Genomic DNA, 15,591 nt, shown 5'->3' on the forward strand with positions numbered 1-15,591 from the left:
CACCAGTGAGTACCGCACGCCGTCTTCGCATTCCTGGAATCGCCTACGGAGGTGACTACAACCCCGAGCAGTGGCCCGAGGAGGTCTGGGCCGAGGACATGCGCCTGATGCGCGAGGCCGGGGTCACCATGGTCAGCGTCGGCATCTTCTCCTGGGCGCTGCTCGAACCGGCCGAGGGCGTCTACGACTTCACGCGCATGGACCGACTCCTCGACCTCCTCCACGAGAACGGCATCGGCGCCGACCTGGCCACACCCACCGCGGCACCGCCCGCCTGGTTCTTCCGCGCCCACCCCGAGGCACTCCCGGTGGACAAGGACGGCCGCCGACTCTCGTACGGCAGCCGCCAGACGTTCTGCCCGTCCAGCCCCGCCTACCGCGAGGCCGCCCTGCGGATCGCCGGCGCGCTGGCCGAGCGGTACGCCGACCACCCGACCGTCGTCATGTGGCACGTCCACAACGAGTACGGCTGCCACAACCCCGCCTGCTACTGCGACGACAGCGCGGAATCCTTCCGCCACTGGCTGCGCGCACGGTACGGGAACGACCTGGCGGCACTGAACCACGCCTGGGGCACCACCTTCTGGAGCCAGTGGTACTACGACTGGGCCGAAATCATCCCGCCCCGCGCGACCGGCGCCGTCCCCAACCCCACCCACCAACTGGACTGGCGCCGCTTCTGCAGCGACGAGCTGCTGTCCCTGTGCACCGCCGAACGCGAGGTACTGCTCCGGGCCGCGCCGGACCTGCCTGCGACGACCAACTTCATGGTCCTGCGCACCTTCGACGCCCTCGACTACTGGCGCTGGGCACCGGAGTTGGACATCCTCTCCAACGACCACTATCTGATGTCCGACGACCCGGAGGCGGAGCTCGACATCGCTCTCAGCGGCGACCTGATGCGGTCGCTCGCGGGCGGCCCCTGGTTCCTCATGGAGCACTCGACGGGTGCCGTCAACTGGCAGCAGGTCAACCGGGCCAAGGGCCCTGGAGAAATGCGGCGCAACGCGCTCGCGCACGTGGCCCACGGCGCCGACGGCATCGCGTTCTTCCAGTGGCGGGCGGCCAAGGCCGGCGCCGAGCAGTGGCACTCGGCGATGCTGCCGCACGCCGGCACCGACAGTCAGATCTGGCGCGACGTCGTCCAACTCGGCGCGGACCTGCGGGCGTTGGCCGAAGTGCGGGACTCCACCAGCACGGCACAGGTGGCGATCGTGTGGGACTGGGACGCCCGCTGGGCACTGGAACTGCCCTCCCAGCCCAGCGGCGAGCTGCGCTACCAGGACCTGGTTCGGGACTGGTACACCCCCCTGTGGCGGGCCGGGGTCGCCATCGACTTCGTACGCCCCGACGACCCCGAACTCGACCGCTACGAACTCGTCCTGGCACCCTCGCTGTACCTGGTCACGGAGGCAGCCGCGGCGAACCTCGCCCGGTTCGCCGAACGCGGGGGCACGCTGGCCGTCGGCTTCCACAGCGGCATGGTCGACGAGAACACTCACGTGCACCTGGGCGGTTACCCCGGCGCGTTCCGCGACGTCCTCGGCGTGGTCACCGACGAGCTCTTCCCTCTGCTGCCGGGCGAGACGACCGGCCTGACCGGCGACGTGGCATCGGGCGCCACGGCCGACCTGTGGTCGGAACGCATACGGCTGACCGGCGCACAGGCCGTCGCCTCCCACGCCGACGGCCCACTGGCCGGCCACCCCGCCGTCACCCACCACCGGTACGGCAGCGGCACCGCCTGGTATGTGGCCACCCACCCCGACCAGGACACCCTGTCCGCCCTCCTCCACCGCATCCGCGAGGAGGCCGGCGTGGCCCTCGAACACGAGGCGCCCGCCGGAATCGAGGTCGTACGGCGTCGCGGCGCGGAGGCCGACTTCCTGTTCCTCATCGACCACGCGGGAAAGGGGGCCGAAGTCTCCGCCGAAGGGGTGGAACTCCTCACGGGCGCTCAAGTCACGGGAACAGTCTTGGTCCCCCCGGGAGGCGCCGCCGTCGTCCGGGAACCGCGCGGCACGACGTCCTGACGTCGGCGGGTCTCGGCCTCCGACCACACTCCGCCGGGGTCGCGCTCAGTCGAGCGGGACCCCGGTGTGCTTCTCCAGGGCGTGGATGAGACGAGCCTGGAACTCCTCGTCCTGCGACGCGGGGTGTGGTGTCTGTGTCCGCTGGTGGTACCAGTAGCCGCCCGTGCTCGGGGTCACGTCGTCGTGGGTGGCGAGCCACGCCTGTGTCAGGTGCCCGGCGGTCAGGTCGTCCGATGCGCCGGCGCCGCCCATACGGGTGGGCACCCAGCCGGGGTCGACCGCATGGCTGGACGTTCCCTCCCAGCGGGACGCGAAGGCCAGCGCGAGAGTGGTGACCCACAGTTTGGTGTCGGAGTAGGAAGCGGTGCCGGCCGTCAGCGGTCCCAGGTCGGTGGAGCCCGCTCGGTGCATCGAACTGCTGAGGTAGATGAGTTTGGCCGGTTTGTCCATCAGTGCCGTCAGCAGGTAGGGCGCGACCGTGTTGACAGTGGTCTCGTCCGAGGAGTGCAGGACGCCGGCGTTGTGGATGACGGCGTCGAAGCGGCCGAATTCGGCGGCCTGCCGGGCGACGCCGTGAATGTCGTCCCGTTGGGCCAGATCCCCGAGGACGACACCCTTCCACCGGGCGGTGTCGTCCTCGCGGGTGAGACGGGCCGGATTGCGGACGTGGACGACCACGTCGTGCCCGTCGTCGGCCAATGCGTTCGCCGTGTTGCGCCCGAGCCCGCCGGCGGCGCCGGTCACCAGAATCAGTGCCACGTCAGTCATCTTTCGTCGGAGAGGAAGAAACGGTAGCGACTCGCGGGGCCGCTCTACCGCCCGCCCCGCCAGGAACAGGCCGCCGCTCCCCGGACCGGTACGGGGATCCCGAGTACCGCGCCGGAGGCGGCGGTCGGATTCGTCACGCCGTAGCGGGCCGTGGTGACGAAGAGGCTGTTGTCGTCGGGACGCAGGCACACCGAGGTGGGATGCGGCGCGGGCACGGTCAGGGTGTGCAGCAGGCGGCCGTCTGGATGGTACCGGCGGACTGTACCGGCACCCCACATCGCGACCCACAGACAGTCCTCGTCGTCGACGGTCATACCGTCGGGGCTGCCGTCCTCATCGCCCAGTCGGGCGAAGGTGTCCGGGCCGCCGGAGAGGTCGCCCGAGACGGGGTCGACCCGGCAGCGGAGGATCGTACCGGCGGCCGTGTCGGCGAGGTACATGGTCGTGCCGTCGGCGGTGAACGCCGGGCCGTTGGCGATGGTCAGGCCGTCGAGGACGCGTACGACGGTGCCGTCGGGGTCCGTCCGGTAGAGCGATCCCGCGCCATGGGTGCCGTCGTAGGCCATGCTGCCCGCCCAGAAACGCCCGGCGGGATCGGCGACGCCGTCGTTCATCCTGCTGGGGACCGGCGTACGGTCCTCGGGGCGGTCCAGCCATTCCAGGGCGCCGTCGGCGGTGAGCAGCGCGATGCCGGTGCCCGCTGCGGCGATCCACGCGTCGGGCCTGCCTGCGACCGGTGCGACGGCGCCCAACGGCACGTCGAGGGCGGCCAGTTGGCGCGGGGCCGCAAGGCCGGTGCCGTCGTGCAGCTCGAAGAGCCGGCCGCTGAGGATGTCGACGTACACATACCGGCCGTCGACCCAGCGGCCGCCCTCGGCGAGTTCGTACCCGCCGTCCACGAGGACCGCCACCGACGCTGCCGTTGTTGTCATGTTCGGTCTCCTGGGTCAGCGAATGGTCGTGCCGTCGGGCTGGTCGAGCAGCCCGAGTTCGTCCCGCGTCGGAAGGCCCTCCCAGTCGCCCCGGGTGGCGACGGCGAAGGCGGCGGTGGTGACGGCCCGGTGCAGCCGGGCCGGGATGTCCGCGCTGTCGAGGAGTCCGGACAGGTATCCCGCCACGAAGGCGTCGCCCGCGCCGACCAGATCGACCGCGTCGACCTGTCGCGCCGCGCGGTCGGTCGTCCCGTCGGCGGTGTAGGTGGTCGCGCCGAGTGCGCCGCGTTTGACGACCACCTCGGCGACACCCGCCGCCAGGATGCTCTTGACGGCCTCGGATTCGTCCGCGCCGGGTCGTTCCAGTACGAGCGGCAGCTCGTCCTCGGAGGCTATGAGCAGGTCGGTGCGGTCCAGCAGCGGCCGGAGGGCGGTGCGGGCGGCGTCGGTGGTCCACAGGCGGGAGCGGTAGTTGACGTCAAGGCATACGGTGATGCCGGCGTCGCGGGCGCTCGTCGCGGCGGCCAGAGCGGCTTCGGCCGCCGATGCGCTGAGCGCCGGTGTGATGCCGGTCAGGTGCAGGACGCGGGTGCCGGGGGCCAGCGCGGGCAGTACGTCGGCCGGGGAGACCGCCGAACCCGCCGAACCGGCGCGGTAGTAGCTGACGCGGGTCAGGGTGCCCAGGCGGGGTTCGGTCAGGAGCAGTCCCGTGGGGCGGCCGGTGTCGTCGGTGGCCGCGTGGCCGGTGTCGACGCCCTCGGCGCGCAGCGTGCGCAGGACCAGCGCGCCGAGTTCGTCCGCGCCGACCCGGCCGGCCCAGTTCACCCGGTGCCCGAGCCGGGCGAGGCCGATGGCGACGTTGGACTCGGCTCCGGCCACGGACAGGCCGAGGCTGCCGCCGAGTCGCAGCGCGCCGTGGGCGCGCAGCGCGGCCATGGTCTCGCCGAAGGTCATGACCTCGGGCGGAGTCGGGGCCGTCACGGGGTCTCCCCCGCCGCCACCTTGCGGAACTCGGCCGCGCGGGCGCGGAGTTGGCCCAGGTCGCCGCCGTCGGCCGCGTCCCCGACGAGGGGTGAGCCGACGCCGACGGCGATGGCGCCCCGGTCCAGGTAGTCGCGGGCCGCCTGTGCGTCCACTCCGCCGACCGGCACGAAGGGCACATCGGGGAACGGGTCGCGCAGGGCCTTGAGGTAGCCGGGGCCGCCGAAGGAGGCGGGGAAGAGTTTGATCGCGGCGGCGCCCCGGGCGAGGGCGGTCTCGACCTCGCTGGGTGTCAGGGCGCCCATCAGCACGGGTACGCCGTACGCCTCCAGCCCGTCGACCAGAGCCGGGGTGACGAGGTACGAGGCTCCCGCGTCCACGGCTCGGGCGGCGTCGGCGGCCGAGCGAACGGTGCCGGCTCCGAGGAGTGCGTCGGGGCCCAGTTCGGCGCGCGCCTGCCGTATGACGTCCGTGGCGTCCGCGGTGGTCAGCGAGACCTCGACGGCCGCGATGCCCTCCTGGGCGAGGGTGCACACGCTGCGCAGGGCCGCAGCGGCGTCCTTGCCTCGTACGATCGCCAGGAGGCGGTGGGCTCGGAGTGATTCCACCAGGTTCATGGGAGCAAGCTCTCCTTGTGCGTGGGGTCCGGGGATCAGGTCCTGCTGGTGGTCACCACTCGGTGAACGCTCCGTCGGGGCCGCGCCATACGGGGTTGCGCCAGCGGTGTCCGGTCTCTGCGGCGTGGCGTACCGCCTTCTCGTCGATCTCGACACCGAGGCCCGGGCGGGTGGAGGCGACGGCGTAACCGTCCTGGAAGCGGAAGGGTTCGGGGTCCATCACGTACTCCAGCAGGTCGGACTGCTGGTTGTAGTGGATGCCCATGCTCTGTTCCTGGATGAGGAAGTTCGGTACGGAGAAGGCGATCTGGAGGCTCGCGGCCAGGGCGATCGGGCCGAGGGGGCAGTGCGGGGCCATGGTGACGTCGTACGTCTCGGCCATGGCCGCGATGCGGCGGACCTCCGAGATGCCGCCGGCGTGCGACAGATCGGGCTGGGCGACGGCGATGCCGCTGGCCAGGACGTCGCGGAAGTCCCAGCGGGAGTAGAGGCGTTCGCCGGTGGCGAGGGGAACGCTCGTGGACTCCACCAGGCTGCGCAGGTTGGCGGAGTGTTCCGGCGCGACGGGTTCCTCGACGAACAGCGGGTGCAGCGGCTCCAGTTGGGGCAGCAGTCGGCGTGACATGGCGGTGGAGGCGCGGCCGTGGAAGTCGATGGCGATGTCCCGTTCGTCGCCCAGCACCTCGCGGACGGCGGCGACGCGTGCGACGACCTCGGCGGTGCGGGCCGGGGTGTCGATCGGGGCGAGTTCGGCCGAGCCGTTCATCTTCACGGCGGTGAAGCCCGCCTTCATCTGTTCCTCGGCCAGTTCCGCGACCTCACTGGGGCGGTCCCCGCCGATCCAGGCGTACATCCGGACGCGGTCGCGTACCGGGCCGCCGAGAAGGCGGTGGACCGGGACGCCGTAGGTCTTGCCTGCGATGTCCCACAAGGCCTGGTCGATGCCGGCGACGGCACTGGAGAGGATCGGGCCGCCGCGGTAGAAGCCACCCTTGGTGAGCACCTGCCAGTGGTCCTCGATGCGCAGCGGGTCCTGGCCGACGAGGTAGTCCGCGAGTTCGTGGACGGCGGCGCGTACGGTGTCGGCGCGGCCCTCGATGACGGGTTCGCCCCAGCCGGTGACGCCCTCGTCGGTGGCGACGCGCAGGAACAGCCAGCGCGGGGCCACGAGGAACGTCTCAAGTCCGGTTATCTTCAAGGAAGTTCCTTCGGCAGCGGGTCGGTCGCGACGTCCGGGTCGGTCCGCGCCCTTACGGCCGCCAGATCGTCGGTGGCCTGTGCCAGGAGTGAGTCGACGGCGGCCGCGGCGGCGTCCGGGTCGCCCGCTTCGACGGCGTCGACCAGTTCCTGGTGTACGGGGATGGAGTCGGAGAAGTGCTGGGCGCCGTGCACGATCCGGTCGCGGACGCGCAGGCCGGCTTCGATGACGACCTCCATCCGGCTGAGCAGTTCGTTGTGGGCGGCGTCCAGCAGGGCGCGGTGGAAGGCCAGGTCGGCCTCGACCATCGCCGCCGCGTCGGTGCCCGCCGACGCCATCGCGGCCAGTGCCTGCCGCATCGCGTCCAGGTCGGCCGTGGTACGGCGGGCCGCGGCGAGGCGGGCGCCGGCGGGCTCGACGATCGCGCGGACCTCGGCGAGGTCCTCCAGGAAGCCGTCGGTCGGGGCGCTGCTGCCCTGCCAGCGCAGCAGGTCGCTGTCGAGCAGGTTCCAGTCGGCGCGGGGCCGGATGGTCGTACCGCGTTTCTGCCGTGACTCCAGCAGGCCCTTGGACGCCAGTACGCGCATCGCCTCGCGGACCACGGTCTTGCTGACGCCCAGCTCCACTTCGAAGTTGGCCGGGTCCACCACGGAGCCCGGAGGGTAGTCGCCGCGGATGATGCGTCGGCCCAGCTCCTCAACCGCCTGGCCGTGCAGCCCCCTACCGGGATGGATCACCGTGTTCTCCGTTTCCGTCTCGGTCCTGTGCGCTGAGGCCGCGCACACCCCACCGCGGGGTGCGCGCCGCTCACGAGGACTCCTTCATGACGCTCCATCCTCCATCAACCACCAGGCTCGCTCCGGTCACATAGGAGGCGTCCGCCGATGCCAGGAAGGCGACGGCGGCGGCCACCTCCTCGGGCTGCCCGAACCGCCTCGCCGCCGTGGCGGCCACACTGCGCGCCCGATCGGCCTCCGGGATGCCGTCCCAGGCGGCGGTGAGGATGGGGCCGGGCAGCACGGTGTTGACCCGGATGTCCGGCCCGTACTCGACGGCCAGTTGCCGTCCCAGCGAGCACAGCGCGCCCTTCGCGGCGGCGTAGGCGGCATGGCCGGGCAGGCCGATGACCGCGTGCACCGAGGAGGTGAGGACGACAGAGCCCGAGGCCTCGCGCAACATGGCCGCGAAGGTCTTCATCCCGCGCCAGGCCGGCTTGAGCAGCACGGCCATCTGACCGTCCCACTCGGCCTCGCTCAGCTCGTGGGCGGGCTTGTTGACCTGGGCGAAGGCGTTGCTGTGCAGGACGTCCAGCCGCCCGTGGTGCTGCTCGACGTGGCGGGCCAGGTGCTCCCAGTCGGCGGCCGAGGTGACGTCGCAGCGTACGTACTCCGCGCGGCCTCCGCCGTCCTCGATGTCCGTGGCGAGCGCCTTGCCCGCCGCGTCGTCCACGTCCGTGGCCACGACGGTCGCGCCCTCGGCCGCGAGCCTTCGAGCCGTGGCCGCGCCGATGCCGTGCGCGGCGCCGGTGATCACCACCACACGTCCCGCCATCCTGTGGCACTCCGTCATCGATTACCTCTTCCCTCCGGCTTCCTGCACCCACCATAGCTGTTTCAATTAATTATGAATATATCTTGACGATGTGGCGATGGCGCTCCGAGACTGACCGGCATGCAACAGGCACCTTCAGTACGAAGCCAGGAAGGACCTCCTCCCATGAGCCGCACCACACACCTCCGCAGAAGCCGGGTCGCACTCGCAGTCACCCTTGCCGCCGCCTCCCTGCTGATCTCCGCCTGCGGGGGTTCGACCGGTTCGAAGGACCCCGCGGTCCAGAAACCTGTCAAGCCCGGCCAGAAGGTCGACCTGCGCTTCTGGTCGTGGGTTCCCGGTGTCGACAAGGCTGTCGACAAGTGGAACGCCACTCACCCGGACATCCGCGTCAAACTGGAGAAGATCCCGGCGGGCAGCAGCGGCGGCTACGCCAAGATGCGCGCCGCGCTCAAGAGCGGCAACGCGCCCGACCTGGCACAGGTGGAATACCAGGAGATCCCGTCGTTCCTGCTGGAGAACGGCCTGGTGAACCTGTCCCAGTACGGCGCGGACAAGGACCGGTCGAAGTTCGTGGACTGGCAGTGGCAGCAGGGAGTCTTCGACAAGGCTGTCTACGCGATCCCCCAGGCATCCGGTCCGATGGGCCTGTTCTACCGCTCCGACCTGTTCAAGAAGTGGGGCATCACGCCGCCCGCCACCTGGGACGAGTTCGCCCAGGCCGCGCAGAAGATCCACGATGCCGACCCGAAGGCCTACATCAGCACCTTCCCCGCCGGCAACTCCGCCTGGTTCACCGCACTCGCATGGCAGGCCGGCGCCAAGTGGTTCGGCGTGAACGGCGACACCTGGTCGGTGAACATCGACTCCCCGCAGACCCTCAAGGTCGCTGCCTTCTGGGACGACCTGCGCAGCAAGAAAGTGATCAAGACCGAACCCGACTTCGCCAACGGCTGGTACAAGGACCTGCAGACCGGTGGCATCACCTCGTGGGTCAGTGCCCAGTGGGGCGACGCCATCATCAGCGGAAACGCTCCTCGGACCACCGGCAAATGGGCGGTCGCGCCCATGCCGCAGTGGACGAAGGGCTCGAACGTGTCCGCGAACTGGGGAGGATCCTCCACGGCTGTCCTCAAGGGCGCCAAGCACATCCCCGAGGCCCTGAAGTTCGCCGAATGGCTCAACACCGACCCCACGAGCGTCGACCTGCTGCTGCAGGGCGGATACGGCTGGCCCGCGGCGGCCGACGGGTACAAGGGCTCCTCACTGGACAAGCCGTCACAGTTTTTCGGAGGCCAGAAGTACAACGAGGTCTTCGCAGAGGCGGACAAGAACATCGACAACTCGTGGAAGTGGATACCGACGATCGACGCCACCTACCAGCACCTCAACGACGGCTTCCAGGCCGCCCTGGCCGGCAAGGGCACGTTCGTCTCCGCGGTCAAGCAGGCGCAGAAGCAGACCGTCGAAGACCTGAAGAAGAAGGGTCTGAAGGTTTCCACCGGCCAGTGACCACCTCCGGAGGGCGCTACACGGCCGCCGCCGTTCTCCCCTCCGGACTCCAGAAAGAACCCTGATGCCCACCCGAGCGCCCCGCCGCCGCAGAAATCTGGCGCCCGTCGTCTTCGTCGCGCCGTTCCTCCTGCTGTTCCTCCTGACCTTCGCCCTCCCCATCGGCTACGCCGTCTACCAGAGCGTCATGGATGTCGAGTACACCGGATCCCTGGGGCTCGGCGGCAGCCATACCGTCTTCGTAGCGCTGAGCAACTACTCCGACGCGTTGTCCGATCACGCCTTTCTGCGCAGCATCGGTCGCGTACTGCTGTTCGCGGTCGTCCAGGTGCCGGTGATGGTCGTGTTGTCCGCCGGGCTCGCGCTGCTGCTGGACAGCGCCTCGGCCAAAGGCGTTCGGTTCTTCCGCGCCGCCTTCTTCCTGCCCTACGGCGTTCCGGGCGTCATCGCGTCCATCCTGTGGGGCTTCCTGTACGTACCGGGAGTCAGCCCTCTCGTGGACGGCATGCGCCATCTGGGGCTGTCGGTCGACCTGTTGGGCGGAAACACGGTTCTGTGGTCCATCGCGAACATCGTCACGTGGGAGTTCGCCGGCTACAACGTTCTGGTTCTCGTCGCCCAGTTGCGTACCATCCCCGCGGAGCTGTACGAGGCCGCCCGCATCGACGGCGCCAGTGCATGGGCGACGGTCCGGCACGTCAAACTGCCGCTGCTGCGCCCGGCGCTGATCCTCACCACGGTCTTCACCATCATCGGCACGCTGCAACTGTTCGCAGAACCGCTGGTGCTCAAGCCCGTCTCATCGAGTATCGACAGCGCCTACACCCCCAACCTCAGCGCCTACAACGAGGCGTTCACCAACGACAACTACCACCTCGCCGCTGCCGAGGCAGTGCTGCTCGCCCTCGCCGCGTTCGTGCTCTCCTTCGGATTTCTGCGGCTGATCAACAAGAGAGGTGGGGACGCGTGAGTCTCCAGACACCGGCCCGCGCAGTCCCACCGAGGGGCGAGACGCCGGCCTCCGACGACCACGCGACGCCGCGCGGCGGCATCACCGGGGTCACCACGCGCAGTCGCATCCTGGTCACCGGCCTGCTCGTGGCAGCCGCCGGGTACTTCCTGCTCCCCGTGTACTGGCTGGTCGTGGCGTCCACCAAGTCCACCGGCGACCTGTTCGGCAGCTTCGGGTTGTGGTTCTCCCATCCCCGGTTCCTGAGCAACCTGCGCCAGGTGGTCACCTACGACGATGCGATCTACCTGCGCTGGGCCGCCAACAGCCTGCTGTACGCAGGCGTGGGCGCAGGTGTGGCGACGCTTCTGGCCGCGATGTCCGGCTACGCGCTGGCCAAGTTCTCCTTCGCCGGCCGCGACACGATCTTCAACATCGTGCTGGGTGGCGTCCTGATCCCTGCCACGGCGCTGGCGCTGCCCATGTACCTGCTGTTCAGCGAGGCAGGCCTGGCCAACACCTACTGGGCCGTACTGCTGCCGAGCTTCGTCAGTCCCTTCGGCGTGTACCTGTGCCGGATCTACGCCGCGGCATCCATACCGGACGAGCTGCTGGAGGCAGCCCGCATCGACGGCGCGGGAGAGATCCGCATCTTCACGGTCGTTGTTCTGCGCATCATGACCCCCGCCCTGGTGACGATTTTCCTTTTCCAGTTCGTCGGCATCTGGAACAACTACTTCCTGCCGCTGGTCATGCTTTCCGACTCCAAGCTGTACCCCATCACCCTCGGTCTGACGTCGTGGCAGTCCTTCGCCGACCGCCAACCGCAGCTCTATCAGCTGACCGTTGGAGGTGCCTTCGTCTCCGTCGTCCCTCTGATGATCGCCATGGTCGCCCTGCAGCGCTTCTGGCGCAGCGGTCTGACCGAGGGCAGCGTAAAGGGCTGAGCCTCCGGCGGTTTCCAGGAGTCGCCGTCCCACTCCGGGCTTGAGCCGATGCCGCAGGTCGCCGCCCTGTGTGTCCACGTCCCGATGCTCGCACTGGCGTCGGCGATGCCAAACGCAGCGACCTGCGTGGTTTCGTGGTGCTGTCCGCCGTCGGCCCGGACCAGGGTCGGCCAGTAGTACGCGTCGGCGACATGCCGAAGCAGGACCTGGGCAGCGCCACGGTCGCCGGTGCCCGCCGGCCGTGGCCATCACGCCCAGCAGCCCAGCAGCAGAGAGATCGCGTCGACCACGTGGCGCCGCCTGGAACGCCGTACAGCCGGGAGAGGATTGTGGACCGGCGGCCGAGGTCACGTCGCAGCGCACTTACGCCGCGCGTTCCCCGATCTCCTCGATTCCTGCCGCGCCCGCCTCGCCGCTGGGTCGCCCAAGTCCGTGATCACGACCACCGCCCCTTCGGTCGCGTATCCGCGAGCCGTCGCCGCGCCGAGGTGGAAAACAGGCTCCCCGAGCCGATGACCGACGCCTGGCCCAGGGGCGGGGCTCTCGCCGACCGCGTCACGGTACCGGGAGCCGGAGTGGCACTCGCCGCCAACAGAAGGGGAGGGGCAGATCGCCCCTCCCCCCTTCGGCGTCACCTGCCTTGCGTCACCTGCCTGTGGGCATGACCGCCTTCCGGAACACGTCGTAGACGAGCTTGGGACGCTCCTCCGCGAAGGTCAGCAGGCCCATGACGGAGATGCCGTTGTAGGCCTGGTTGTACCCGGCGCGCTGCTTGTAGTCCTTGAGGACCCAGTAGGTGAAACCGGCGACGAAGTCGCTGCGCGCGGTCACCTGGTTCCAGTGGGCGGTGAAGCTCGCCGCCTGCCACTCCTCCGTACCCTGAGTGGTGTCGGGGCCGTGGGTGCCCGCCTCGGACCACGTGCCGTTCTCGGTGATCAGGATCGGCTTGCCGGGATACTTCGCGTGGACCGCGTCCAGCGTGGGGCCGAGGTCTGCGTCCTTGCCGTAGAAGTAGCCGAAGTACTCGTTGAACCCGATCACGTCGGCCAGGTCGAAGGCGGGGTCGTTGCTGGTGTTGGAGGCCCAGGTCACGGGGCGGGCGGTGAGGTCGACCGCCTTCACGGCCGCCTTGAGGTCGGCGAGCCAGGCCCGGTAGACCGGGGCGCCCGCGGCGTCGATCTCCGACTCGTTCTGGAGCCCCCAGAGGATCACCGAGGGGTGGTTGTGCTGGTTCCAGGCCATGGTCAGGGCGAGTGCGCGGGCAAGGCCGTAGCGCTCGGTCTGGAGCTTTTCCTGGGCGGTGTTGAGCCACATGGTGTCGATGTCGTCCATCACCAGCACGCCGTGCTCGTCCGCCCAGTCGTAGACGTACGGGTGGCGGTTGTAGACGCAGTTGCGGATGAGGTTGGCGCCCACTGCCGTCACATGGCTCAGTTCCCGGTCGTACTCGGCCGGCGTCATCGCCCTGCCGTGCGCGGCGGTCTCCTCGTGCCAGTTGAGGCCCTTGAGGAACAGCGGCTTGCCGTTCAGCCTCAACTGCGCGTCGCCGATGGTCAGTTCACGCACGCCGTAGTTGGTGGACAGGGTGTCCACCCGTGGGCCCGCGTGCCTCCCGGCGGTCAGGGTGGCGCGGGCGGTGAGCGTGCGCGGCGAGGCCGGGCTCCAGCGTGGGGCGTGGGGTATCGGGACCGAGACGCGTACGACGCCCGCCGAGCGGGCCGCGATCCGGGCCGCGACCACGACGGGCCGGCCGCCGCTCTCCCGGCCGGGATCCAGTGTGAGCCGGCCGTCGAAGTCCGAGGCGCTGTGGTTCTCGACGACCGCGCGTGCCTCGAGGCGCCCGTTCGCGCCGACGGCGAGCAGTCTGGCGATGGTGACCTGCGGGGCGGCCTCGATCCAGGCCGACCGGGTGAGGCCCGCGTAGGGCCAGTAGTCGACGGGCTTGTACGGCAGTTCGTGGTCGTCAGTGACCGGCTGGGGAGTCGAGGCCGTGTAGTCGGTGTAGCTCGCCCGGCGGAAGACCCGTACGGCGATCGTCTGACGCGTTCCCGGCCGCAGCGCCCCCGCCACCGGAAGCGCGAAGGGGGAGTTGGCGCCCTCGTGCTTGCCGAGGTGCTTGCCGTCGAGCCAGACCTCGGCGCTGTACCCCGCGGCGAGGAAGGCGATGCGTACGTGCCGGGCGCGCCACGAACCGGGGACGTCGACGGTGGTTCGGTACCAGGCGTAGCCGTCGCTGAACGCGGTGCCCTTGGCGAAGGGGGCGTCCTGCGAGCCGAATCCGGGAGTGTCCAGCAGGTCCCACGCCGACGGGACGTCGATGCGGCCCCACGCGCTGTCGTCGTGGCGCGCGGACTGCCAGCCCTCGCCGAGCCCCTGATCGGCCGGGTCGAAGCGGAAGCGCCATTTCCTGTCCAGGGACAGGTAGTCCCGGGTGGGCTCGTGGGTGCGCCAGCCGTCGAAGGCGGGGAGGACTGCGCCGTACTGGAAGACGACGTTGGTGCCGCCGACGTCACGCACATGGGTGCCGGACGGCTCGGTGGCCGGGTGGGGGTCGAGCACCGGACCTGCCGTGGCGGTCGCCGCTTGCGCGGTCTCCGGCCAGGCGGGCAGAGCGACGACGACGGCGGCGGCGCTGAGTGCCGTCACGACGGTACGCCGGGACGGACGGATGGATTCGGTCATGGCACATGAGCCTGGGCAGTCCCGCCACCCCTGTCAAGCATTATTCATAAATAATGAATTGAGCTAGCGTGCTCCCATGACCACACAGCAGCAGACAATGGCCATCACCCTGTGGGACTTCAGCTGGTACACCCAGGCTGGACCCGGCGAGCCGTTCGCCGACCTGGACCGGGCGTTCACCGAGACGGTGGAGCGGGGCTTCAACACCGTGCGCATCTGCGCGATGCCCTTCCTGCTGTTCTCGGGACGCGTCCCCGAGCCGGAGACCGTCCAAGTCCGCGGTCTGGGCGAGGAGTTCGGGCAGCGCACCCGCTGGTACAACGTGCGCGGCGGGTATCCGCTGGACGGCCGCCGACGGCTCGTCGAGCTGTTCGAGGCGGCGGCCCGCCACGACTGCAAGGTGATCGTGTCCTCGTGGGAGTACCAGCAGTCCCCCAGCTTCGCCGACACCGACGCCTGGCACCGCGCCCTGGCCGAGGTGCCCGGACCGGACCGCGCAGAGGCGGTGGCCGAGTCACTCGCCGGGCTGCTGGACTTCCTCACCGAGCGCGGTCTCGCCGACCCCGTCGCCTATGTCGAGGTGCACAACGAGGTCGACAACTGCTCCCTGGTACCGAACGACGGCGACAGCGACACCCGCCACTACGCCCGCCTTCGCGGCCCTCTCGAACGCGCCGTGAAGCTGCTGCAGACACGTCACCCCGACATCCCCGCCACCTACTCCCTGGGCGAGCCGTGGCCCGACGAGCTGCACGACCTGCCGGAGCAGGCGCAGCTCGCGCACTTCCACTTCTATGTCTACGGCGTGCTCGGCGCGCTGTACGAGGCGGTGGGACTCGGACACGGCACCGAGGCGGCGCCCGAGTCGGCCGCCTGGCCCACCCCCGAACTGGCCGCCATGCTGCGCCCGGACGCGCCCGCCTTCGCCGACTACCAGCCGGACGAGCCCTGGCGGCTGGCCGCCACGGGGATACCGCGCGAACTGTTCTACGCGCACGACTGGGTGGACCCCGACCGCTGGGACCTCTGGCTCTACGAGAACTACGCGTCGCACCGGCAGACCATGCGGGAGACGCTGGCCGCCTGGGTCGACTCAGTCGCCGAGTTCGCCCGCCTCCGGGGCATCCCCGCCGTCCTCGGCGAGGGCGTCGTCGGCTACACCCCGCTCCTGACCCGCTTCGAGGACGACGCCGTCGGCAAGGACATCGCGGAGTTCGTCGTCGACCGCTGCCTCGCGGCGGGCTTCCAGGGTGTCGTCCTGACCTCCAACGCGGCCCCGCACCACCCCACTTGGCACACCGACCAGGACTGGATGCGGCGGGTGAACGCCCGCATCACCGCGGGCTGAACACGATCCGACCTTCCGTCCAAGTGCCGTCGATCTTTGTCCATGGACGGGTCCGCCGCCAGGGGCGAGGGTG

Annotated in this window: 13 protein-coding genes; 5 read left to right on the forward strand and 8 right to left on the reverse strand. The window is 70.0% G+C overall.

Annotated elements, in window-relative coordinates:
• Positions 1-5 precede the first annotated feature (5 nt).
• Positions 6-2,033, forward strand: a complete 2,028-nt coding sequence (locus OG734_RS02075) for a beta-galactosidase (RefSeq protein WP_330285729.1) — start codon at positions 6-8, stop codon at positions 2,031-2,033.
• A 45-nt stretch (positions 2,034-2,078) separates the two neighbouring features.
• Here OG734_RS02075 and OG734_RS02080 read toward each other — a convergent pair whose 3' ends face one another.
• The 7 genes from OG734_RS02080 to OG734_RS02110 form a co-directional block, all read right to left on the reverse strand.
• Positions 2,079-2,801, reverse strand: coding sequence for an SDR family NAD(P)-dependent oxidoreductase (locus tag OG734_RS02080; RefSeq protein ID WP_330285730.1), 723 nt, complete (start codon positions 2,799-2,801; stop codon positions 2,079-2,081).
• Between the two features lie 44 nt (positions 2,802-2,845).
• The gene (locus OG734_RS02085; RefSeq protein ID WP_330285731.1) at positions 2,846-3,733 is read right to left on the reverse strand and encodes an SMP-30/gluconolactonase/LRE family protein; all 888 of its coding nucleotides are present in this window, start codon (positions 3,731-3,733) and stop codon (positions 2,846-2,848) included.
• A gap of 15 nt (positions 3,734-3,748) precedes the next feature.
• Positions 3,749-4,714, reverse strand: coding sequence for a sugar kinase (locus tag OG734_RS02090; protein WP_330285732.1), 966 nt, complete (start codon positions 4,712-4,714; stop codon positions 3,749-3,751).
• Complete coding sequence (locus OG734_RS02095) at positions 4,711-5,331, reverse strand: bifunctional 4-hydroxy-2-oxoglutarate aldolase/2-dehydro-3-deoxy-phosphogluconate aldolase (RefSeq protein WP_330285733.1); 621 nt, start codon at positions 5,329-5,331, stop codon at positions 4,711-4,713. Before OG734_RS02095 ends, OG734_RS02090 begins: the two co-directional genes overlap by 4 nt.
• A gap of 52 nt (positions 5,332-5,383) precedes the next feature.
• A complete protein-coding gene (dgoD, locus tag OG734_RS02100; RefSeq protein ID WP_330285734.1) occupies positions 5,384-6,529 on the reverse strand; it encodes a galactonate dehydratase in 1,146 nt (381 codons plus the stop codon).
• Positions 6,526-7,266, reverse strand: coding sequence for a FadR/GntR family transcriptional regulator (locus OG734_RS02105; RefSeq protein ID WP_330285735.1), 741 nt, complete (start codon positions 7,264-7,266; stop codon positions 6,526-6,528). The genes dgoD and OG734_RS02105 overlap by 4 nt, the downstream gene beginning before the upstream one ends.
• 70 nt (positions 7,267-7,336) lie before the next feature.
• Complete coding sequence (locus OG734_RS02110; protein ID WP_330285736.1) at positions 7,337-8,080, reverse strand: SDR family NAD(P)-dependent oxidoreductase; 744 nt, start codon at positions 8,078-8,080, stop codon at positions 7,337-7,339.
• A 165-nt stretch (positions 8,081-8,245) separates the two neighbouring features.
• Between OG734_RS02110 and OG734_RS02115 the strand changes: the two genes are divergently transcribed.
• The 3 genes from OG734_RS02115 (at position 8,246) to OG734_RS02125 (ending at position 11,488) form a co-directional block, all read left to right on the forward strand.
• Positions 8,246-9,592, forward strand: coding sequence for an ABC transporter substrate-binding protein (locus tag OG734_RS02115; protein WP_330285737.1), 1,347 nt, complete (start codon positions 8,246-8,248; stop codon positions 9,590-9,592).
• Between the two features lie 64 nt (positions 9,593-9,656).
• Entirely contained in the window at positions 9,657-10,562 is a 906-nt protein-coding gene (locus OG734_RS02120; RefSeq protein WP_330285738.1) for a carbohydrate ABC transporter permease, read from the forward strand.
• Positions 10,559-11,488, forward strand: coding sequence for a carbohydrate ABC transporter permease (locus OG734_RS02125; RefSeq protein ID WP_330285739.1), 930 nt, complete (start codon positions 10,559-10,561; stop codon positions 11,486-11,488). The genes OG734_RS02120 and OG734_RS02125 overlap by 4 nt, the downstream gene beginning before the upstream one ends.
• A gap of 645 nt (positions 11,489-12,133) precedes the next feature.
• On the opposite strand, the gene OG734_RS02130 is transcribed toward OG734_RS02125, so the two are convergent.
• Complete coding sequence (locus tag OG734_RS02130; RefSeq protein WP_330285740.1) at positions 12,134-14,170, reverse strand: glycoside hydrolase family 2 protein; 2,037 nt, start codon at positions 14,168-14,170, stop codon at positions 12,134-12,136.
• A 76-nt stretch (positions 14,171-14,246) separates the two neighbouring features.
• Between OG734_RS02130 and OG734_RS02135 the strand changes: the two genes are divergently transcribed.
• Positions 14,247-15,518 carry a cellulase-like family protein gene (locus tag OG734_RS02135; RefSeq protein ID WP_330285741.1) on the forward strand — a complete coding sequence of 424 codons (1,272 nt, stop codon included), beginning with the start codon at positions 14,247-14,249 and terminating at the stop codon, positions 15,516-15,518.
• Positions 15,519-15,591 lie beyond the last annotated feature (73 nt).

The sequence above is a fragment of the Streptomyces sp. NBC_00576 genome (assembly GCF_036345175.1).
Classification (GTDB): domain Bacteria; phylum Actinomycetota; class Actinomycetes; order Streptomycetales; family Streptomycetaceae; genus Streptomyces.